At 63.0% G+C, this 19911-nt stretch carries 22 protein-coding genes; 5 read left to right on the forward strand and 17 right to left on the reverse strand.

What is annotated here, in order from left to right; translation table 11 throughout:
- Positions 1 to 263 precede the first annotated feature (263 nt).
- Positions 264 to 1793, forward strand: coding sequence for a TadA family conjugal transfer-associated ATPase (locus K3174_RS14100; protein WP_221559732.1), 1530 nt, complete (start codon positions 264 to 266; stop codon positions 1791 to 1793).
- A gap of 9 nt (positions 1794 to 1802) precedes the next feature.
- Here the strand turns inward: K3174_RS14100 and K3174_RS14105 are convergent, their stop codons facing one another.
- Positions 1803 to 2033: a hypothetical protein gene (locus K3174_RS14105; protein ID WP_221559734.1), complete on the reverse strand. Its 231-nt coding sequence runs from the start codon at positions 2031 to 2033 to the stop codon at positions 1803 to 1805.
- A gap of 116 nt (positions 2034 to 2149) precedes the next feature.
- Between K3174_RS14105 and K3174_RS17025 the strand changes: the two genes are divergently transcribed.
- Complete coding sequence (locus K3174_RS17025) at positions 2150 to 2278, forward strand: hypothetical protein (protein WP_282099725.1); 129 nt, start codon at positions 2150 to 2152, stop codon at positions 2276 to 2278.
- Positions 2279 to 2326: 48 nt separating this feature from the next.
- Here the strand turns inward: K3174_RS17025 and K3174_RS14110 are convergent, their stop codons facing one another.
- From K3174_RS14110 to K3174_RS14175, 14 genes are all read right to left on the reverse strand, one after another.
- Positions 2327 to 2932, reverse strand: a complete 606-nt coding sequence (locus K3174_RS14110; RefSeq protein ID WP_221559736.1) for a DUF938 domain-containing protein — start codon at positions 2930 to 2932, stop codon at positions 2327 to 2329.
- A complete protein-coding gene (locus K3174_RS14115) occupies positions 2929 to 4479 on the reverse strand; it encodes a fatty acid--CoA ligase (protein ID WP_221559738.1) in 1551 nt (516 codons plus the stop codon). The genes K3174_RS14110 and K3174_RS14115 overlap by 4 nt, the downstream gene beginning before the upstream one ends.
- Before the next feature lie 74 nt (positions 4480 to 4553).
- Positions 4554 to 5000, reverse strand: a complete 447-nt coding sequence (locus K3174_RS14120; RefSeq protein ID WP_221559740.1) for an ABA4-like family protein — start codon at positions 4998 to 5000, stop codon at positions 4554 to 4556.
- 18 nt (positions 5001 to 5018) lie between these two features.
- Complete coding sequence (locus K3174_RS14125) at positions 5019 to 5720, reverse strand: NAD(P)H-binding protein (protein ID WP_221559742.1); 702 nt, start codon at positions 5718 to 5720, stop codon at positions 5019 to 5021.
- Entirely contained in the window at positions 5713 to 6873 is a 1161-nt protein-coding gene (locus K3174_RS14130; RefSeq protein WP_221559744.1) for a deoxyguanosinetriphosphate triphosphohydrolase, read from the reverse strand. The genes K3174_RS14125 and K3174_RS14130 overlap by 8 nt, the downstream gene beginning before the upstream one ends.
- A 115-nt stretch (positions 6874 to 6988) precedes the next feature.
- Entirely contained in the window at positions 6989 to 7678 is a 690-nt protein-coding gene (locus K3174_RS14135; RefSeq protein ID WP_221559745.1) for an aspartate/glutamate racemase family protein, read from the reverse strand.
- 54 nt (positions 7679 to 7732) lie between these two features.
- Entirely contained in the window at positions 7733 to 8725 is a 993-nt protein-coding gene (locus K3174_RS14140; protein WP_247712207.1) for an alpha/beta fold hydrolase, read from the reverse strand.
- 5 nt (positions 8726 to 8730) lie between these two features.
- Positions 8731 to 9759, reverse strand: coding sequence for an SO2930 family diheme c-type cytochrome (locus tag K3174_RS14145; protein WP_221559750.1), 1029 nt, complete (start codon positions 9757 to 9759; stop codon positions 8731 to 8733).
- Positions 9756 to 10949 carry a parallel beta-helix domain-containing protein gene (locus tag K3174_RS14150; RefSeq protein WP_221559752.1) on the reverse strand — a complete coding sequence of 398 codons (1194 nt, stop codon included), beginning with the start codon at positions 10947 to 10949 and terminating at the stop codon, positions 9756 to 9758. The genes K3174_RS14145 and K3174_RS14150 overlap by 4 nt, the downstream gene beginning before the upstream one ends.
- A 53-nt stretch (positions 10950 to 11002) precedes the next feature.
- Complete coding sequence (locus tag K3174_RS14155) at positions 11003 to 11347, reverse strand: hypothetical protein (protein ID WP_221559754.1); 345 nt, start codon at positions 11345 to 11347, stop codon at positions 11003 to 11005.
- Positions 11348 to 11349: 2 nt separating this feature from the next.
- Positions 11350 to 12936, reverse strand: a complete 1587-nt coding sequence (locus tag K3174_RS14160) for an NAD(P)(+) transhydrogenase (Re/Si-specific) subunit beta (protein WP_221559761.1) — start codon at positions 12934 to 12936, stop codon at positions 11350 to 11352.
- A complete protein-coding gene (locus tag K3174_RS14165) occupies positions 12936 to 13220 on the reverse strand; it encodes an NAD(P) transhydrogenase subunit alpha part 2 (protein ID WP_006833497.1) in 285 nt (94 codons plus the stop codon). Before K3174_RS14165 ends, K3174_RS14160 begins: the two co-directional genes overlap by 1 nt.
- 25 nt (positions 13221 to 13245) lie before the next feature.
- Positions 13246 to 14376, reverse strand: a complete 1131-nt coding sequence (locus K3174_RS14170) for an NAD(P) transhydrogenase subunit alpha (protein ID WP_221559763.1) — start codon at positions 14374 to 14376, stop codon at positions 13246 to 13248.
- 4 nt (positions 14377 to 14380) lie between these two features.
- On the reverse strand, positions 14381 to 14506 hold the full coding sequence (locus K3174_RS14175; protein ID WP_221559765.1) for an aa3-type cytochrome c oxidase subunit IV: 126 nt from the start codon (positions 14504 to 14506) through the stop codon (positions 14381 to 14383).
- A gap of 186 nt (positions 14507 to 14692) precedes the next feature.
- Between K3174_RS14175 and K3174_RS14180 the strand changes: the two genes are divergently transcribed.
- From K3174_RS14180 to K3174_RS14190, 3 genes are all read left to right on the forward strand, one after another.
- On the forward strand, positions 14693 to 16111 hold the full coding sequence (locus K3174_RS14180; protein WP_221559768.1) for a sigma-54-dependent transcriptional regulator: 1419 nt from the start codon (positions 14693 to 14695) through the stop codon (positions 16109 to 16111).
- Between the two features lie 19 nt (positions 16112 to 16130).
- Entirely contained in the window at positions 16131 to 16895 is a 765-nt protein-coding gene (locus K3174_RS14185; RefSeq protein ID WP_221559770.1) for an SDR family NAD(P)-dependent oxidoreductase, read from the forward strand.
- Positions 16896 to 16967: 72 nt separating this feature from the next.
- Positions 16968 to 17477 (forward strand): hemerythrin domain-containing protein, encoded by a 510-nt coding sequence (locus tag K3174_RS14190; protein WP_221559772.1) that lies wholly within the window; start codon positions 16968 to 16970, stop codon positions 17475 to 17477.
- A gap of 6 nt (positions 17478 to 17483) precedes the next feature.
- On the opposite strand, the gene folP is transcribed toward K3174_RS14190, so the two are convergent.
- Complete coding sequence (gene folP / locus K3174_RS14195; protein WP_221559774.1) at positions 17484 to 18599, reverse strand: dihydropteroate synthase; 1116 nt, start codon at positions 18597 to 18599, stop codon at positions 17484 to 17486.
- Between the two features lie 232 nt (positions 18600 to 18831).
- Positions 18832 to 19824: a GGDEF domain-containing protein gene (locus K3174_RS14200; RefSeq protein ID WP_221559775.1), complete on the reverse strand. Its 993-nt coding sequence runs from the start codon at positions 19822 to 19824 to the stop codon at positions 18832 to 18834.
- Positions 19825 to 19911 lie beyond the last annotated feature (87 nt).

Raw genomic sequence — 19911 nt, forward strand, 5'->3', positions numbered from 1 at the left:
GCCATCACGCCCAAGCACGGGCATCAAAACGGCCCAAGGCTCTACTCGTAAATGGTAGAAACTTCGGGCTCAGACCACTGCTGTTCCACGATCGTCGAATTCCTGCAGTCGCAAACGCTCGAAAACGCACCTCTCCAGCAGAGGCTCGATTAAGGAAAAAACAAGGTTTCCGACTTATTCACCACTCTTCGAGACGCAGGTTTTGCCGGTTGCCGGCTGAATCCGCGCGCAATCAAGATGAGTCTCCTCGGGGGTTACCGACAATGAGCGCATTCGGACGGAAAAACGGACCGGCAGGAATGGGTGCCGGTGCACGTCCGCAATTCGGTGTTGCGAAACCCATGCGGGGCGGCGCTCCGGCACCTGCATCGGCCAAGTCTGAGCAACCGGTCGGCGGTGAACAATTCCCCCCGATCCCGGAGAGCGATATACCTGCTCCGGGAGTCGGCAGCCCTTCGCTCGGCGATGCGATGTCACGTCTCGACGAGCGCATGAATTCCACCCATTCGGGTGAAAGCGAGGTCGGCGGGTTCGAGGCAAGCATCCACAGGATCAAGGAGCAGGTTCTCCCCCGCCTGCTCGAACGCGTCGACCCGGAAGCCGCAGCAACGTTGACCAAGGACGAGTTGTCGGAAGAATTCCGTCCGATCATCATGGAAGTGCTGGCCGAACTCAAGGTCACCCTCAACCGCCGCGAACAGTTCGCGCTCGAAAAGGTCCTCGTCGACGAGTTGCTCGGCTTTGGTCCACTCGAAGAACTGCTGAACGATCCCGACGTCTCGGACATCATGGTCAACGGGCCCGACCAGACCTACATCGAAAAAAAGGGCAAGCTGGTCATTGCGCCGATCAAGTTCCGCGACGAAACACACCTGTTTCAGATCGCCCAACGCATCGTGAATCAGGTCGGTCGCCGCGTCGACCAGACCACACCACTGGCCGACGCCCGCCTCAAGGACGGTAGCCGTGTAAACGTCATTGTGCCGCCGCTCAGCTTACGCGGCACCGCGATCTCTATTCGTAAGTTTTCCGAAAAGCCGATCACGCTCGACATGCTCAAGGACTTCGGTTCGATGAGCGAGAAGATGTGCACCGCGCTCAAGATCGCAGGCGCTTGCCGCATGAACATCGTCATCTCGGGCGGCACGGGTTCGGGTAAGACGACCATGCTCAACGCACTGTCGAAGATGATCGACCCGGGCGAGCGCGTGCTGACTATCGAGGATGCCGCCGAACTTCGCCTGCAGCAGCCGCACTGGCTCCCGCTCGAAACGCGTCCGCCGAACCTTGAGGGCCAAGGCGCGATCACCATCGGCGACCTCGTCAAGAACGCCCTGCGTATGCGCCCCGACCGCATCATCCTGGGCGAAATTCGCGGCGCGGAATGTTTCGACCTCCTCGCCGCCATGAACACCGGCCACGACGGTTCGATGTGTACGCTGCACGCCAACAGCCCGCGCGAATGCCTCGGCCGTATGGAAAACATGATCCTGATGGGCGACATCAAGATCCCGAAGGAGGCCATTTCGCGCCAGATCGCGGAATCGGTCGACCTGATCGTTCAGGTCAAACGTCTGCGCGACGGGTCGCGCCGCACCACGAACATCACCGAGGTGATCGGAATGGAAGGCGACGTGATCGTGACCCAGGAGTTGTTCAAGTTCGAGTATCTCGACGAAAGCGACGACGGCAAGATCATGGGCGAATTCCGCAGCTCGGGCCTGCGGCCCTACACGTTGGAAAAGGCCCGCCAGTTCGGATTCGATCAGGCATATCTCGAGGCGTGCCTGTAAAGGCCCCGATTATCCTTGCAGCATTGCCGGAACGGCCATTGCAAGCAATCCGCCCCCGATCACGGCAAATGTCAGGAACAGTCCGGTCCACGGCATCCAGCCGACCCGGTTGATCTCGCTGCGGTTCATCCTCCGGCGCTCCATGAACATGCAGAGCAACGCCATCAAGACGAGCGCACCTCCCCAATAGGCGGCAAGCTCGGCATCGCTGGCGAACAGGAGAAAGTCGGGCTCATCCACGGCGCGTGCATATGGGCACGTGATCGATCAGGTTCAATCGGCACGGGAACCGCTTGCATTTTCTACCGTTTCCTTTTCCGGAACCCTAGCGGGGAGCCTATTGGGAAGGAAAAGACATGATCAAGAAAATCCTGCTCGCACTCGGAATTACCACGATGACGCTGACTGCTGCAGCATGCAACACCGTCCGCGGTGCCGGCGACGATCTCCAGTCTGCTGCAAACGCTGTCGACGAAGAGACCTGAGGCCTCGGAACAACATTATAGAAAACGCCCGCTCCTCGGCGGGCGTTTTTATTTGTGCCGTAAAGCGCGCCTGTAAACCAGCGTAAGATTGTTAGCCGGCATGGGATAGCGCGCGGCTCGGTATAGCATGTTTGCTTGCGCGAGATCGTCCAGATCGGCGACGTCGCGCAATCCCCAGGCCGGATTACGTGCTCTTAGGCTTTCGTCGAAGGCAACGTTCGAAGGTGCCGTCTCGACATCGGGTTCGGTGAATGGCCCATAAAGAATCAGCGGTGCTTCAGGCGGTAGAATTCGATTGGCCGCTGCAAACAAGCCGATCGTCGCCCGCCATGGGCTGATGTGGATCATGTTCACGCACACCATCGCATCGGCGTTTTCGATCGGCCACTCGTCCAGCGTCGCGTCAAGCTCGATCGTCGGACGCAAGTTGGCAAGGCCGGCCTCTTCGGCCCAGGCGTCAACCGAAGCCAATGCTGCCGTGTCGAGATCGCTTGGTTGCCACACCAGCGAGGGAAACCGACGTGCCATGAAGACGGCATGTTCTCCGGAGCCGCTGGCAATCTCGAGCACGAGCCCCGTCTCTGGCAGCTCCTTGCCCAGAACTTCTGCGAGCGGGTCCGAATTACGGGCGGTGGCAGGGGCGTGCCGCTTCAATTGACCTGCCTGTCGCGCCCTTCCCAATAGGGCGCGCGCAGTTCCCGGCGAAGGATCTTGCCGCTGGCGTTGCGCGGCATTTCCGCAATGACATCCACGGTCTTCGGCACCTTGAACCCGGCCAGACGTTCGCGTGTGAACGCGATGACATCGTCCGGGTCGAATGCCACGCCGGGCTTTGGCACGACACACGCTTTGACCGCCTCGCCCCAGGTGTCGTCCGGCACCCCGATCACCGCTAATTCGCCAACGGCCGGGTGGCCGTAGATCGCGCTCTCCACTTGCGCGGGATAGACGTTCTCACCTCCCGATATGATCATGTCCTTCATCCGGTCCTGGATGTAGACATATCCATCCTCGTCCATGAAGGCGGCATCGCCAGTATACATCCAGCCATCTTTGAGTGCGCCCTCCGTCGCCTCGGGAAGGTTCCAGTAACCGATCATGTTGGACGGGCTCTTGCAGACGAGCTCGCCAACCTCACCGCTGGGCAGTTCTTCGCCGTTTTCGCAGACGACTTTGAGCTCCGCGCCCGGCACCGCCTTGCCCGCCGATTTCATCCGTCGATTGCCCTCCAGACAATGATCTTCGGGCGGCAGCATCGCGATGGTGCCGGTCGTCTCGGTCATGCCATAGCATTGCAGAAAACCGGCGTCCGGAATGGTCTGTACCGCTTCCCGCAAGAGGTCGAGCGGGATCGGCGCGGCACCGTACATGACGTATTTCACCCCCGACATATCGGTGGTTCTCGCGCGGGGGTGATGAACGACCATTTGAAGTGCTGCGGGAACGATGAACAGGCGGGTGATACCCTGTTCGAACCCATCCAGAACGCCGTCGGGCGTGAATTCGGCCTGCACGATCCCGCGAACACCCGCGGCCAGCGCCATGATCCCCAGCCCCGTGCCGCCGATATGGGCACAGGGCATACAAATCAGGATCGCCTCGTCCTCCGCCCATTGCGACCATGGCTGCGCGGCTTCTTCGGCGGGCGCGCGCAGCGAAAACAGGTTGGCGTTGGTAAGAACCGCGCCCTTGGGATTGCCGGTCGTGCCCGAAGTATAGAGTTGAAGAACGGCATCGTTAGGTCCAGCCCCCACGAAATCATCGGCAGGCGCGGCAGCGATTTCGGTTTTTGCCGCCGCCGTACCGATCACTTCGGGCGGGCTTTTCATTTCGGAACAGGCCTTGGCGGCAAGCTCGTCGAACCCTTCGTCCGTGAACAGAATCTTCGCCCCGGTGTCGCCAAGGATATAGGCAATTTCCGGCGCGGCGAGACGCCAGCCGATCGGGACCATCACCACCCCGATGCGCGCGGCCGAATAGAACAGCTCGAAGTAATGCCGTGCATTCTTGCCGAGCCATGCGATCCTGTCGCCCCTGCCGAGACCATGCGCTTGCAGCATGGCCACGATGCGGCGCGACCGTTCCTCGAGCTGGGCGAAGGTCAGCGCATCTCCGTCCTGTTCAAGCGCGACCCGATCGGGCTTTTCGTCGGCCCAGTGGCGAATGAGCTCGTCGAATGTGAGCTTGGGCGTTCCGGTCATGAATCCTCTCCGCTGTTATCAGCCTTGAGATTATCATGCCATGTCGGTTGCATCAGGCAACCCGATTCGCCCTGCTACCCGCGTCCTGCAGCCCTTGCCCGCTTTTCGCGGATCACCAGCCAGCGGAACAGACCGAGCGGCCCGGCCAGGAATGTCGCCAGCAGTATCGGTGCCTGAACAAGTCGCGAAAAGCTCTTTGCGTCGGCATTGCGGGCGATCCACAGGGCGACGAACAGATCGAAGGCAAGGTAGTGGATCCAGCCGATGGTCACTCCGCCATCGCTGGCGAATATTGCGCGCACGCCTTCGATGGTCGAAAAATCGGCCGATCCGCCCGGGCCGACCGGATCGAAACCACCCGAAAGGATGCCGACGATTCCCACCGAATAGGCAAGGCATAGCAGTCCGATGCCGGCATAGAGCACTGCCGCGAGCAATGCTGGCCATCGCGGCAGCAAGATGAGGGCAGCCCACATGATCATCGCAAGCAGGTTTGCAGCCCCGAAAACCGTTTGCCACATCCGAAGTCTCCCCGAACTCTAGCTTGCCTCGTTTCCGATCCGGGGCAGCGTTTTCGCTGCGCGCTCGATCGCATCGTTATCGTGGACGAAGCGACCACGCGCTGCCCGCTTGGCGAGAGCCAGCGCCGCCTGCGCCACGACCTCTGCCCTGATTCCACGGTACTGTCGGTATTTGCCGTGCAGGAACAGATTGACGATGGGTGCCGCAACGATCCCCAGCCGCTCGGCCGGACGGCGATCGCCCTCGCGCGTTCCGCGCAGCAGGCCGGGCCTCAGAATGTCCAGGCGACCGAAACGGATCTTGGTAAGCTCGCGCTCCACTTCGCCCTTCACCTTGAGATAGAGCGCCTTCGACATGGCATTCGCCCCGACCGAGCTGACATGAACAAAGCGCTCGACTCCAAGTTGCTTGGCGGCACGCGCGGTTTCAAGCACCAGGTGTTGGTCGATCGCACGAAAGGCAGCTTCATCCTCGCCGGATTTCTTCCACGTCGTGCCCAGCGCGCAGATCAGCGCTTTGGGGCGCACCGCTTCGATCACCTGTTCCCAATTGGCCGGCTCGGCGACGAACAGTTCCATGCGGATCCCACGCGGCAGTGTAACCTCGCGTCGGGAGATACCGGTCAAGCGTACATCTTCTCGCCCGATACACTGTTCGATGATCTTCGTACCGATCAGTCCGGTCGCGCCGACCAGCCCGATGCGGATGGACTCAGACATTGCTGAGGCCTTCGGGCACATGACCATAAATGCGGCGGCACTGGTCGATGGCGTAGCGATCGGTCATTCCGGCGATGAAATCGGCGATGTGGCGGCTGCGTTGCGGTTCCTGTTTCGGAAGTGAGGCGAGCCACGTTTCGGGCAGCGTCGTGTGATCCTGCTGATATGCCGCGAACAGGCGTGAAATGACGTTGCGAGCATGCTCTGCCGTGGCGATCTGTTCCTTGTGATAGTAAAGCCGGTCATACATAAAGCGCTTGAGCCTGCGCTCCTGCTCAAGCATCGCGGGCGAGAAAACTGCAAGCTGGCGCCCGGCCGCGCGCACCTCTGCAACACTGTCTACGCCATTGACCTGTTCGCGAGTGTAGGTGAGCAGGTCGTTGACCATCAGCCCGATCTGGGTGCGGACGAGTTCGCGAAGTTGCCGATCGCGCGGTGCGTGCGGAAAGCGTTTTTCGACGGCGCGCCATTGGTCGGCCAGCCAGTCGAGCGACAGCAGATCGTCGAGCGCGAGAAAACCGGCACGCAAACCGTCGTCGATATCGTGGTTGTCGTAAGCAATGTCGTCCGCCACCGCCGCCACCTGCGCTTCGAGCGAAGGCCATGTCGAAAGGTCGAGCGAGAACGCCCGATCGATTTCGGCCAATGCCCAATTTGGCGCGGCAACTGGACCATTGTGCTTTGCGAGGCCCTCGAGCGTTTCCCAGGTGAGATTGAGCCCTTCATGGTCGCAATACGGGCTTTCGAGCCTTGCCAGCGTGCGAAGCCCCTGCGCGTTGTGGTCGTAACCCCCGGCGTGGGCCATCGCCTGCTCGAGAGCTTTTTCGCCTGCATGCCCGAAGGGCGGATGCCCGATGTCATGGCCGAGACAGAGCGCTTCGGTCAGATCTTCGTCCAGCCCCAGATCGCGAGCCACGACCCGGCCGATCTGAGCCACCTCTATGCTGTGGGTCAGGCGGGTGCGGTAGTGGTCGCCATCGGGCGCGATGAATACCTGTGTCTTCGACCGCAAACGACGAAAGGCGATGGAGTGGATTATCCGATCGCGGTCGCGCTGGAATTCGCTGCGCGGTCCGCGCGAACCCTCGCGTTCCTCTTTGAATTCTCGCCCGCGGCTGGCGTCGGAATCGGATGCGTAGGGTGCTCTGTCCATGCGGGCGCGAGACTTAAGTCAGCGATCCGGATGCTACAACGTGAACGAAAGACGAACCTCGCCGGTTTTCGGCAGGTTGTGCGCCACCATCGCCGGCCTCGGCGGCCCGCAAGCGTCAGCCGAGAATCCAGTCCGCTATCGTGCGGCAATGGATGTCGGTGGAATCGAAAACGGGCAGGACGTTTGCATCTGCATCGACCACCATTTCCAGCTCGGTACAGGCGAGCACGATCGCCTCGGCGCCATCCTTTTCCTTCATCGTGATGACGGTCTTGAGTGCGCGTTCGGCATCGCGTGTGACGCGGCCCAGCATCAGTTCCTTGTAGATAATCCCGTCGACCAGTTCGACATCGCCCGGATCTGGCGGAAGCAGGTTCACGCCATACCCGACCAGCCGCTGGCGATAGAAGCTTTCGGTCATCACGACACGCGTACCGAGCAGTGCAGCGCTTTCGCAATTTGCTTCCTGCATCGCTTTGCCGACACTGTCCGCGATATGCAGCACAGGGATCGATACCGCTTCGGCCAACCGGTCGTAGACCTTGTGCATCGCATTGGCGGCGATGACGAGACCCTCGGCACCGCCGGATTCAAGTCGCCTTGCCGAATCCACGAGAGCCGAAGCAATGCCATCCCAGTCGTCGGTCGCTTTGGCTGCCGCAATCGGTCCGTAATCGAGGCTTTCGATGAGCAGCGGAGGGCTCGCCAGCGGCGGGGCCTTCTTCTGCACGAATTTGTTGATCCGTTCGTAATATGCGCGGGTCGAGATCCAGCTCATACCCCCAATAATTCCGAGCTTGCGCACGCTTCCGTCCTTAGTCCGCCCTGTTGTTCATGCGATCGCGGTTTTTGCCGCGCATCAGGGGGTTAGAACGGACGGCCCAACAGGCGGTTCCTTCGTTCTTGAGCGCGCCGATAATCCGGTATTCTCCAACCAGTTTTTCAGGTCGGCAACACTCGCTTCGGACGCTTCTTCCATCGGCAGATGGCCGATACCGCGATAGCTGGCGAGCGTCGCATTGGGCAAATGCTCCATATACCAACCTGCAGCTTCATATGGGATGAGCGTGTCCTCTTCACCCCACATGACCAGGGTCGGGATCCGGACTCCTTCGATCGCGGCCGCATCGAAAGTCTTGCGCGGTGTTGAAAAGCGCTGACGCGTCGCCGCGCGATTGCCGGGATAACGCGCGAGTTCCCAATATCGGTCGACCGCCGCCTGCGTGACGACTGCCTGATTGGATACGCTCTGCGACAGGCTCTTTTCAATCAATGATCGCGGCAGGAATTGGCTCATGATGTTGCCGATCCCCGGCATTGCGGCGAGACGGAAGGCCAGATTGCCATCACCCTTCTTCGTGATCGGAGCCCCGCCAGCATCGACCAGCACCAACGCGTCGAGCCGGTCGGGATGGGCGATGGCGTATCCCATGGCAACAGCACCACCCATCGAATTGCCGACCAGTGTAAAGCGCTCGATTTGGAGCGTGTCCGCTACCGTTCGGACATCGTTTACGAAGCTATCGAGCGTATAATCGTCATCGGGCGCCGCGCCCGTCAACCCGTGCCCGCGCTGGTCGAAGCGAATCACGCGATACTCGTTTGTCAGCGCATCGGTCCATTGCTGCCAGGTGTGCAGATCGGCATTCGACCCGTGCAGCAAGACGATAACCGGCGCATCGCGTGGCCCCTCGTCGCGCACATGCACGCGCCGGTCGTTATCGATGGCGAGCATCTGCGAAGGCGGAGCGCCATATTTGGCGACCATCTCTTCGGGATCGGTATCGGGCACCCGCAGAATGAAGAACGCTGCAATCAGCGCGATCGACAACGCGCCGAGGATGCGAACCATCCATGTCACGGAGCCATCTGCTCGATCCAGCGGCGAACGATGTCGAGCCCCTCCTCGTCCACGGTGGCCTTGCCAAGTTCGGGCATGGCAACGCCGGGTTCGGAACTGGCCATGCGATAGGTCATGATGGACGCGTCGGGTTCGCCCGGGACGATATCGAAGAGATGGCCCCCTGCACCGCGCCCGGCGGCCACGGGTCGCTTGCCCACGCCCAGCACCTCGAGCGATTGCTGCTCCCATCGCAGGTCGAGGCCGCTATTGGATGCGGTTGCGCCGGGGCGATGGCAATGTGCGCAATTGACATCGAGATAGCCCCTCGCGGCGGCTTCCAGATCGGCGCTTTCGCGCCTCTCCCAAACCGGGAACCGGTCCGCTCCGTCCGGCACGCTGTCGAGATCATCTCCGGCGACCATTTCCGCCAGCCATTCATGCGACAGGTTTCGCGCCTTGGGTCCTATGGGCGTAACCGCACCGTCAAGGCCGTGACATTCCTTGCACTGGTTCTTGTTCGGCACGCGATAGCTGATCGCCTCGCCCTGCGGCGTAGTCAGGTCGACTCGAGCCCCGGCGATTGCAAGGCGCGCTTCAGTCTGCTCTTCGTTCCACAGATAGGGCAGCGCCAGCCAGCCATCGGTGCGATGGAGCAGCACTCGGGTTTCGATAAGCCTCCGTTCTCCGCCATATTCGAAAGCGAAGGTCTTGATCAGGGCCCCTCCGACCGGAATCTCGAGCAGCCCTTCGCCCTGCGCCGTCATTTGCACATTGTTCGGCAAATAGACGAAGCGCAGCTTTTCCGCGCCGTCCGAATAAAGCGGCGTGTTCAACCTGTATGAGGTAACGCCCGCCGCCGGCACTTGCCCTCGCCCGTCCACGAAAAAGCCGAACTCCGACAGCGCCTTCGGCATGCCTTGCAGAACCGCATCGTCATTCACCACCTCGCGCGCACTGTCAGGCTGGAGCAAATCCGCGCGCGCCGCCACCGAGCCGGCCAGCACCAGACTCGCCGCTGCAAACAAGGCGATCGCGGCCCTCATCCGCCCAGCCGTGCCTCCAGTTCGGCCGGTGCGCCGATGCCGCTGCGGTCGAATTCGCCAGACGGCGCCGAGACCGCCAGAGGCCCGGGTTGCGCACCGTCGAGGCCCTTGCCCGCTTCGGTCAGATTGAGACTCCATCCCGAAGTGCCCTCGACCGCTGCCAGCGATCCCAAACCATCCCACAGCACAGGCGGAAGCTCGCCCCCGAACGCACCGAGCAGCATCTCAGCCCCTTCGAGCTGCGGGTCGTATCCGCCGCCATCGTGCAGGTTCTCACCCACAACGACTTCGCGCGGGAGCGGGTTGTACCGCTCATCCTCGAAGCTCTGGGTATAGGCGATCACCATGATCGGCGCGGTCGGGTTCTTCGACAGGATGTTGTTCTCGATCAGCACCTTGTCGTTGGCCATGACCAGAATGCCGGTGCCGCGGCGCACGCCCGCGACGATATTGCCCGGCGGAGCGAAATTGGGCGTATCGTTGGCGACGACGAGATTGTTCGCGACGACCACATTCCCGCCGCCCATCACCGGCAGATCGGGCAGGTCGAACACCAGAATTCCGCCGGTGTTGCGGGTCGCGACATTGTGCTCGACCAGCGCATTGCGGCTGTTTTCTATCTCGATCCCGGCAACGTTCGCCTCGGCAATCGAATTGCGCACCGTGATGCCGTTCGACTGACCGACATAGATGCCCGCATCGGATGCGCCGGTGACCTTGACCCCGTCCACCAATACGCCGGTGCTCTCGACCGGATAAATGCCATAGGCGCCATTTTCTGCATGCGGGCCGCGGGTCCAGGTCACGCGAATACGGTGGTAGACAATGTTGTCGGCGCCCTTGGACTTGATGCCGTCACCCTTGGGGTTCTCCAATGCGAAATCGCGCAGGGTGACGTTGTCGCTCGTCACCAGCATGCCCTCGCCCGAGCCTTGCTGGCCGGTGAAGTCGAGCACCGTGCCGTCCATCCCTGCGCCGCGCACGATCACATTGTCGACATCGAGGCTGAGACCGTCGGCCAGCGCATAGCGGCCTTCGGCAAGCACGATCTCGTCGCCCGGTTCGGCCAGGATCAGCGCTTCCTGCAGCGCCTGCTGCGCGTTTTCGCCCGGGGCGACGTTGTGTGTAGCGGCAAAGGCGGGCGCCGCAGTGACGAGCAGCGCAGCGGCAATCGGCAGTGTTATGTGCATGAGTCTCTCCCTTGCAACCCATTGTGCCGCAAGGTCGAATGATTGCAAGCGTGTCAGCCGCCTCCGAAGGCACAAATTGCGGCAGAGCTGGCGGCAACTTCCAGCACCTCGGGGTCGTCGACGCGGCGCACCCGTTCGAGAAACTCGGCCACGCTGAGCGGAATATCGGCCTCGCCTTCTTCGGGCCGGAGATTCTCGAGCTGCCGAAGCTGGCTCACCGAAAGTCGCTCGCTCATTCGACCGGCCAGGCACTCGGCCATCGGTTGGGGCAGCCCGGCCGCCACCATTTCCTCTTCGAGCCGATCTTCTACGGAGCCCTGAAACCCGCCCCCGATGGTCGCCCAGAGGACGCCTGCGACGAGGAGCAGAAGAACGACGATGACCACGATGCGCTTCATGGTCAGTCGAGCGCCTTCACGATTTCCTCGACCATCTTCTTGGCATCGGACAGCAGCATCATCGTCTGGTCCATGTAGAAGACGTCGTTGTCGACCCCGGCATAGCCCACACCGCCCATCGAACGCTTGATGAAGAAGACCTGCTTGGCCTTGTCCACATCGAACACGGGCATGCCGTAAATGGGCGACGACTTGTCGGTCTTGGCTGCCGGATTGACCACATCGTTCGCGCCGATGATGAAGGCGACGTCGGCCTGCGCGAACTCGGAGTTGATGTCCTCAAGCTCGAAGACATTCTCGTAAGGCACCTGCGCTTCTGCGAGGAGCACGTTCATGTGCCCGGGCATGCGTCCGGCGACGGGGTGGATGGCATATTTCACCTCCACGCCTTTCTCTTCGAGGACATCGGCCATTTCGCGCAGGGCATGCTGCGCCTGCGCCACCGCCATGCCGTAGCCGGGTATGATGATGACCTTTTCCGCCTGTTCGAGCATGAAGGCCGCATCGGCTGCACTGCCCTGCTTGTAGGGACGCTGCTCCCTCGCCTCGCCGCTGGCACCGCCGCTGTCGTCGGCGCCGAAACCGCCCGCGATCACGGAAATGAAGCTGCGGTTCATCGCGCGGCACATGATGTAGCTCAGGATCGCGCCCGAGCTACCGACCAGCGCGCCGGTGATGATCATCGCCGTATTGCCGAGCGTGAAGCCCATCGCCGCCGCGGCCCAGCCCGAATAGCTGTTCAGCATCGAAACCACGACCGGCATATCCGCCCCGCCGATGGGGATGATGAGCAGGAAGCCGATGAGAAAGGCGAGCACCGTCAGCGCGACGATCAACGGCATGGTCTCGGCAGGCCCCGCCATGGCGAAGAGCGCGGTCAGCACGATGATGGCCGCGAGTGTGCCGAGATTGATGATGTGCCGCGCGGGCAGCAGGATCGGCGAACCGCTCATCCGCCCCGACAGCTTGGCGAACGCGATGACCGAGCCGGAGAAGGTGATCGCCCCGATGGCGATGCCGAGCCCCATTTCGACCTTGCTGACCGGGCTGATGACCTGCGTTTTCACATAGTCGGTGGCTCCTGGAGATACTTCCGTCCCCGACAGCATAAACGCGTCGGTCAACAGCCCGAACGCGCCCGGATTGAGATAGGCCGCCCAGCCCACGAGCACCGCGGCAAGGCCGACGAGCGAGTGGAACGCGGCGACCAGTTCGGGCATCGCGGTCATGGCGATACGGCGGGCTATTGTGATGCCGATTATCGCGCCGATGGCGATGGCTATCAGGATTTCGCCGAGCGACGCCCAATCAGTCATTGGAGTGAGGTATTCGGAACAGCCGAACCGGCTTCCCGGTGGGGGACACGATACCTTGATAGGCAAATGCGTCACCAGCGTTGTCACGACCGCGATCAGCATGCCGATCATGCCGAAGCGGTTGCCCGTCCGGCTAGTCGCGGGCGAGGAAAGGCCACGCAGCGCAAGGATGAAGAACACGCCCGATCCGAGATAGGCGAGCGCCACCCACGGGTTCACCGGACCGTGAGCGACTGCCTGTGCAACAGGCGCAGCTGCAAGGAGAGAAAGCATCACTTCTTCTCCTTCTTCTTGTACATCGCGAGCATGCGCGCCGTCACCGCGAACCCGCCGAAGATGTTCACGGATGCGAGCACGATGCCGAGCAGCCCCAGCCACTTCGCCCCCGGCACATCCGCCGCCGCCGCAGCGATCAGCGCACCGACGATGATGACCGAACTGATGGCATTGGTCACCGCCATCAGCGGCGTGTGCAGCGCAGGCGTGACCGACCAGACCACGTAATAGCCGACGAAACACGCCAGCACGAAGATCGACAGGATCGAAATGAAGTCCATTCGTGGCCCCTCCCCGGGTCCGTAATTACTGCGCCGCCAACCTCTCGTTGACCACCTTGCCGCCCTGCGTCAGTCGCACGGCATTGCCTATTTCCTCGTCGAGCACGGGCTTGCCGGCATCCTTGTCCCAGAAGGCAGAGAGGAAGTTGTACAGGTTGCGCGCAAACAGCGCCGATGCATCGGCGGCGAGATGATTGGCCGTATTCGAATAGCCGACGATCTTGACGCCGTGCTTCACAACCGTCTCGTCCGGCTTCGAACCCTCGACGTTGCCGCCTTGCGCCACTGCCAGATCGAAGATCACGCTGCCCGGCTTCATACTGGCGATCTGCGCGTCCGAAATCAGGCGCGGCGCAGGCTTGCCGGGGATCAGCGCGGTGGTGACAACGATATCCTGCTTGGCGATATGGCCCGATACCAGCTCGGCCTGTGCTTTCTGGTATTCCTCGCTCATCTCGGTGGCGTAGCCGCCCGAACCTTCGCCTTCGATCCCGGCGACATTCTCGACGAAGATCGGTTTGGCGCCGAGGGACTGGATTTGCTCCTTGGTCGCAGAACGCACATCGGTGGCGGAAACCTGCGCGCCGAGGCGCTTGGCGGTGGCGATCGCCTGAAGGCCGGCGACACCCACACCCATCACGAAGACCTTGGCCGCCTGCACCGTGCCGGCGGCGGTCATCATCATGGGGAACGCCCGTCCGTATTCGTTGGCTGCGGTAAGCACGGCCTTGTAGCCTGCAAGATTGGACTGGCTGGAGAGCACATCCATGCTCTGCGCACGGGTGATGCGCGGCATGAATTCCATGGCTAGTGCCTCGAGCCCCGCCTTGGCATAGGCTGCCACCAGATCGCCATTGCGGAACGGATCGAAACTCGCCGCAACCCAGGCGCCGGGCTTCGCGCCGGCAAGCATCGCCACATCGGGTGCCTGGACGCCCAGCACGATATCGGCATCCTTCACCACGGCTGCGGCTTCGCCGAGGTCGGCGCCCGCTTCGCGATAGGCCTCGTCGGTAATCGAGGCACCGATGCCGGCACCCTCCTCCACCGCCACTGTCGCCCCTAGAGCGGCGAATTTCTTCGCCGTTTCCGGCGTCAGCGCGACCCGGTTCTCGCCGGGAGCGCGTTCCTGCAATACCGCAATGCGTAGCGCCATCCGCTTAGTCGGAGATCAGAATGACGACCAACAGGGTGATGATGGCGATGAGAGGAACCGACCATTTGAGCATGCCGATGAACGAGCCGTAGGTTTTGCTGTGCGCCTTCATGTCGTTGGCGGAATCCATTTTTTGTGTCCTCATCTGGAATTTGATATCTCGCTTGATCTATCGCGGAGGTGCGCGGCGCTCAAGCCCGCTGTTGCCCCCTCATCCCTTGGAACAGCCTTAATTGGCAATTAACCCAAGTCGGATAGAGCAATTGCAGGCGGATGTGCTGTCATGTCCGTGGACCGAGGGAGCATTGCGAACCACATGGCGACACCGGAAGCGCGCCTGCTGATGCTGATCGACGACGAGCCGGCGCAAAGTCGGCCGGTGTCCGCGCTCGCCGCGCGGGCAGGCTGGCGCGTTGTGACGTGCGCCAGCGGTAAAGACGCGCTCGATATGCTCGCCTCGCCCGAAGGCAGCGAGATCCATGCGGTACTGCTCGACCAATGGGTTGCGGGCGACGCGACCTGCGACTTGATTCGCGATTTGCGTGCGGCGCGTCCGGAAACGCCGCTCGTCATTCTCACCGCCAGCAACTCGCCGCTTCTCGCCGTGGAAGCTTTGCGCGCGGGCGCAAGCGACTATCTGATCAAACCGGTGGGCCCCAATCGGCTGCTTCGCGCGCTTGGCAGGATAACGCCTCTCGGATACCCGGATGCCGAACTCCAGCCATTGTCGGAAAAGCTGTCTCATCCCGTCGATTTCGACGCGATGGTCGGCTCTGCGGCTCTCTTCAGAACCGCGCTCGCCAAGGCCGCGACCGCCGCTCGCGGCCATGCGCACGTCCTTGTCGAAGGAGAGCGCGGCACGGGCAAGGACATGCTTACCCGGGCCATGCACGCCGCCAGCACTCGGGCCAAAGCCGTGATGCGTGTGGTGCATTGCGCGGGCATGCCGCCGGCCTCGCTCGAATCGTTGCTGTTCGGCCACGAAAAGGGCGCATTTCCCGGCGCGTTCGATCGCCAGACCGGCCTGATCGAGCATTGCGACGGGGGCACGCTGATCCTCGACGACATCGATCGCCTGCCGGCCGAACAGCAGCAGCGGCTTGCCGAAGTGCTCACCAGCGGCATCGTCCGCCCGACCGGCGCGACGCACGGGTTCAAGATCGACGTGCGGATCATCGCCTCCAGCGATCTCGCCCTCGACGAACTGGTCGCGAAAGGCGAATTTTCGTCCGACCTTCTCGACCAGCTTTCGGCCACCCGTATCCGGATACCGGCGCTGCGCGAGCGCCTTGGGGACATTCCTGCCCTTACGCGCTATTTCCTCAGCCTGATCGGCGAGCGACCGGGCCTGAAGCACCATTCGATTGCCGACAGCGCTCTCAGCCTGCTTGAAGCCTATGACTGGCCGGGGAACGTCCGGCAGCTGCAGGCCGCCTTGTTCCGCGCCTGCGTTTTCGAACAGCGCGAGGCGCTGACAGCGCACAGTTTCCCCCAGCTTGCCGAACTGATCGGCGACAAGGCCGACCGCGGCGAGAGCCGGGCGCGCGGCCTCGGCGTGCTGCTCTATACCGAAGACGGCAATGTCCGGCCGCTCGAGGAGATCGAGGCCGATGTCATTCGCCTTGCCATCGGTCACTATCGCGGACGCATGACCGAAGTGGCCCGGCGCCTCGGCATCGGCCGTTCGACGCTGTACCGCAAGCTCGCCGAACTGGGTATCGACGACGCGGCCTGACCGCCCTATCCGGTCGCGCATGACCGATACTTCCGAGTTTACCGATCGCTCCGCTCTCGTCACCGGCGCAGGCTCCGGCATCGGCGCCGCCTGCGCGCGCTGGCTTGCGGATCGCGGGATCGGCAGGCTGATCCTGACCGATATCGATGCCACCGCGCTCGATGCTTTCGAGGCCGACTGCGCTGTCGAGCGACTTGTCGGCGATGTCTCCGATCCGCAGTTCTGGGGCGATGCCGCCGACGATATCGGCCGGCTGGACTATGCCGTACTCAATGCAGGCGTGGCATCGGGTGGCCCGATCGCCGAGCTCGACTTCGCCGAGTGGCGCCGGGTGCTGGGCGTCAACCTCGATGGCGCCTTCCTCTCTTTGCAAGCCGCCATGCGCGCGATGACCGGGGCGGGCAGCATCGTGCTGACCGCATCGATCTCGGGCGTGAAGGCGGAGCCCGGCACCGCCGCCTATGGCGCGTCCAAGGCCGGTGTCATGCAGCTTGCCCGGGTCGCCGCAAAGGAAGGCGCGGGGCGCGGTCTGCGCGTCAATGCCATCGCCCCGGGCGGTGTCGACACGCCGATCTGGGACCAGACCCCCTTCTTCCGCGACCTCGTCGCCGAGCATGGCGGCGACCGGCAGGCCGCGCTCGATGCAATGGCCGCCATGGCCACGCCCCTGGGGCGCTACGCCAGCGCCGACGAGATCGCGGCGCAGATCGGCTTTCTCCTGTCCGACGCCGCTGCCACCATCACCGGCGCCGCGCTGACGAGCGACGGAGGCTACTCGCTCTGATCCCGAAAGGGGAACCGGGCGGCGTCCCCTGCCGTTACCGGTTCATACACTATCGCGCGAAGGGGCCTTCCCATGGATATCGTCGACTGCATTCTCGCCGACCACGACCAGCAACGCCGCATGTTCTCCGCGCTCGACGAGGCGCGCGGCGACAAGCAGGCGCTCGACCGCATCTTCACCCGCCTCAAGCACTTTCTGGAGGCGCATGCCGAGGCGGAGGAGCTGTATTTCTACCCCACCCTTCTGAAGCTCGGCGAAGGCGCGCTCGATTCGGACAGCTCCGAGGACACGACCGAGGACGCGATCGGCGACCACAACAAGATCGCCGAAGCGGGCGAGGCCGCGGGCGAGCACGAGCCCGGCTCCGACGAGTGGTGGAAGTGCGTCGACCAGTGCAACCTCCAGAACTCCAAGCACATGTCCGAGGAAGAGCGTCAGGGCCTGACCGACTTCCGCCGCCACGTGCCGATAGAAGAGCGCATCAAGCTCGGCATCCAGTATCTCGGCTTCGAAGCCAAGCACTCGGCCGATTACGAGCGCAAGGAGAAGGATCCCGAGACCTATATCGAAGAGAACGCCTGAGGCGTCTCATCCCGGCAGGTCCGCAAAGTCGGTCAGTGCCGCGTCGCGCAGGCCGCGCCAGACATTGCGGGCCTGCACGGTTTCCGCGACATCGTGGACGCGCACCAACTGCACGCCCGCATCCATTCCCTTCACCGCCAGGGCAATGCTGCCACCGAGCCGTTCGCCGACCTCCGCCTCGTGCGAGAGCGCGCCGATCATTCGCTTGCGACTGACGCCGAGCAGCAGCGGGTGGCCGAGCGCATGGAACAGCGGCAGCGCGTTGATCAGCGCCAGATTGTCCGCCAGGCTCTTGCCGAAACCGATGCCGGGATCGAGCAGGATGTTGCCCGCCGCGATCCCCGCGGCGAGCGCCGCATCGCGCCGCGCCCGCAAGGCATCGAACACGTCGAACACCACATTGCCGTAATCCGCGCCCGCGTGGAGGTCTTCGCCCGCAGCACCCGGCGCATGCATCAACGCCACCGGGCATCCTGCCGCCGCGACCACCTCGGCGGAGCGCGGATCGTGGGCAAGGCCGGAGACGTCGTTGATTAGATGCGCGCCTGCCGCAAGCGCGGCTTCCATCACCGCCGCCTTGCGCGTGTCCACGCTGACGGCGGCGCCCATGCCCGCGCAGGCCTCGATCGCGGGGACGACCCGCTCGATCTCGTCCCCTTCCCACAAGGGTTTGGCCCCGGGCCGCGTGCTTTCCCCGCCCACATCGATGATGGCCGCGCCCGCCTCGACCATGGCCGCGGCATGGTCCCGGCCCGCCTCGCGATCGTCGAGGAACGTGCCGCCATCGCTGAAGCTGTCGGACGTGACGTTGAGGATGCCCATCACCTGCGGCTGATCGAACCGCACCGTGCGCGCACCCAGTTCCAGCGGCGGATGCGCGAGGGTGAGATTGGCCCACTGCGCCTCGGCTTCGGCTCCGCATTCTTCCGGCAACTGCCCCAGCACCTGCGCCATGGTATCGGGCGCGGCCAGCCAGCGCTCGGCAATCTGCCCGTCGCGGCGCAGGATCACGGCAAAGCGGCTCGCATAGACCATGCCGCCCGCGAGGCGAATCGCATTGCCATGCTCGCTCTGCGGGCCGGGGACCAGGCCGATGGGGCGGATATAGATGCTGTCGCTCATTCGGGAAACTCGGCTGGAGACGGAGACATGGACCGGGTGTTACACTGTCCAAGCACAAAAAACGGTCGGCTTGGGCGAAACGTTGTCGATGAGCGTATTGCGAGCGCATGCGTTCGATCGATCTGGGTGCGCGGGGAGATGGACATGCACGTGGGATAGCGAGAAGGAAAGTTGTAGGACAGCCCGCTCACCGCATGCCAACGAGCAATTATTCGCACTCGCCTCCAGCCTCTCACCCCCCATCCCCCACGCGCCCCTTCTCGGGCGCGATCAGTACGGTGTTCCGGCCGCCTTTCTTCGCTTCGTAGAGTGCATTGTCCGCGCGTCGCAGGGTCTGTTCGCTGGTGGCCAGGCTTCCCGCCACTCCGGCCGAGAAGGTGATCGGGTTCATCGGCTCGTCGGTCTCGCGCAGCTTCAGCTTGCGTTCGGCGAGGTCGTCCTTTGCAGCCTGCACCTTCTCGGCCAGCCTGGCCGGATCGGGCACTTCCGCGATCACCAGGAACTCCTCCCCGCCCCAGCGCGCGACGGGCCAGGGGGCGAGCGATTCCTCCAGCGCCCCGGCGACCAGTTTCAGCGCCCGGTCGCCCACTGGGTGGCCATAGGTGTCGTTGATCGACTTGAAATGGTCGATATCGATGATCGCGAGGCAATAGCGGACCTTGCTGATTTCGAGATCCTGGATCGTCGAACGGGCGGCGCGGCGATTGGCGATGCCGGTCAGCTCGTCGACCAGCGCCTTGTTGCGCGCCTCGTCGAGATCGCGCTGGAGCCGGTCGATCCGGTTGGATGAATTGGCGAGTTCGCGTTCGGCCTGATCGGCGCGGTCGACGATGTGGCGGATCGCGGTCTTGAGATCCTCGCCCTCGGCCCCCTTGCGGATCGCCTCGCTTTCCTCGGCGATGTCGCGCCCCATATCGCCCGCCTGCCGCTGGGTTTCGCGCGCCAGCTCGCCCGCGGCGTCGAGGAACATTTCGAGCGCCTCGTCGCGCGCGGCGATCCGTTCCGCCGGGTCTTCGGAGACCTGGGCGAACTTGTGCATGATCTCGGCAACCGCTTCCTGCGTCATGCGCAGGCCGGCATCGATATAGGTGTCGGCTTCCTGCGCGATCACCTTGCTCGTCCGGGTGAGATAGAGATAGCCGAAGCGGTAGTTGAACGGGGTGGGATCGAGCAGATTGCCAGCAAGGAACGCGAGGACTTGGCTGCCGATAGTGTCCTGTTTCATCTGTCTGCCAATATACTTGCCGATCCGGCCCGCGCGAGGCCGGTGGAGGCTATACGACCTGTTAGTAAACTCTTAGCGAAAACTGCC

It is taken from the genome of Qipengyuania qiaonensis (assembly GCF_019711515.1).
Lineage (GTDB): Bacteria > Pseudomonadota > Alphaproteobacteria > Sphingomonadales > Sphingomonadaceae > Qipengyuania > Qipengyuania qiaonensis.

What these genes read in the sequence shown, in the direction of transcription:
- K3174_RS14100 (WP_221559732.1), top strand. Translation starts at nt 264, where the DNA reads ATGAGCGCATTCGGACGGAAAAACGGACCGGCAGGAATGGGTGCCGGT.
- K3174_RS17025 (WP_282099725.1), top strand. Translation starts at nt 2,150, where the DNA reads ATGATCAAGAAAATCCTGCTCGCACTCGGAATTACCACGATGACGCTG.
- K3174_RS14115 (WP_221559738.1), bottom strand. Translation starts at nt 4,479, where the DNA reads ATGACCGGAACGCCCAAGCTCACATTCGACGAGCTCATTCGCCACTGG.
- K3174_RS14120 (WP_221559740.1), bottom strand. Translation starts at nt 5,000, where the DNA reads ATGTGGCAAACGGTTTTCGGGGCTGCAAACCTGCTTGCGATGATCATG.
- K3174_RS14125 (WP_221559742.1), bottom strand. Translation starts at nt 5,720, where the DNA reads ATGTCTGAGTCCATCCGCATCGGGCTGGTCGGCGCGACCGGACTGATC.
- K3174_RS14130 (WP_221559744.1), bottom strand. Translation starts at nt 6,873, where the DNA reads ATGGACAGAGCACCCTACGCATCCGATTCCGACGCCAGCCGCGGGCGA.
- K3174_RS14140 (WP_247712207.1), bottom strand. Translation starts at nt 8,725, where the DNA reads ATGGTTCGCATCCTCGGCGCGTTGTCGATCGCGCTGATTGCAGCGTTC.
- K3174_RS14145 (WP_221559750.1), bottom strand. Translation starts at nt 9,759, where the DNA reads ATGAGGGCCGCGATCGCCTTGTTTGCAGCGGCGAGTCTGGTGCTGGCC.
- K3174_RS14150 (WP_221559752.1), bottom strand. Translation starts at nt 10,949, where the DNA reads ATGCACATAACACTGCCGATTGCCGCTGCGCTGCTCGTCACTGCGGCG.
- K3174_RS14155 (WP_221559754.1), bottom strand. Translation starts at nt 11,347, where the DNA reads ATGAAGCGCATCGTGGTCATCGTCGTTCTTCTGCTCCTCGTCGCAGGC.
- K3174_RS14160 (WP_221559761.1), bottom strand. Translation starts at nt 12,936, where the DNA reads ATGCTTTCTCTCCTTGCAGCTGCGCCTGTTGCACAGGCAGTCGCTCAC.
- K3174_RS14165 (WP_006833497.1), bottom strand. Translation starts at nt 13,220, where the DNA reads ATGGACTTCATTTCGATCCTGTCGATCTTCGTGCTGGCGTGTTTCGTC.
- K3174_RS14170 (WP_221559763.1), bottom strand. Translation starts at nt 14,376, where the DNA reads ATGGCGCTACGCATTGCGGTATTGCAGGAACGCGCTCCCGGCGAGAAC.
- K3174_RS14175 (WP_221559765.1), bottom strand. Translation starts at nt 14,506, where the DNA reads ATGGATTCCGCCAACGACATGAAGGCGCACAGCAAAACCTACGGCTCG.
- K3174_RS14180 (WP_221559768.1), top strand. Translation starts at nt 14,693, where the DNA reads ATGGCGACACCGGAAGCGCGCCTGCTGATGCTGATCGACGACGAGCCG.
- K3174_RS14185 (WP_221559770.1), top strand. Translation starts at nt 16,131, where the DNA reads ATGACCGATACTTCCGAGTTTACCGATCGCTCCGCTCTCGTCACCGGC.
- K3174_RS14190 (WP_221559772.1), top strand. Translation starts at nt 16,968, where the DNA reads ATGGATATCGTCGACTGCATTCTCGCCGACCACGACCAGCAACGCCGC.
- folP (WP_221559774.1), bottom strand. Translation starts at nt 18,599, where the DNA reads ATGAGCGACAGCATCTATATCCGCCCCATCGGCCTGGTCCCCGGCCCG.
- K3174_RS14200 (WP_221559775.1), bottom strand. Translation starts at nt 19,824, where the DNA reads ATGAAACAGGACACTATCGGCAGCCAAGTCCTCGCGTTCCTTGCTGGC.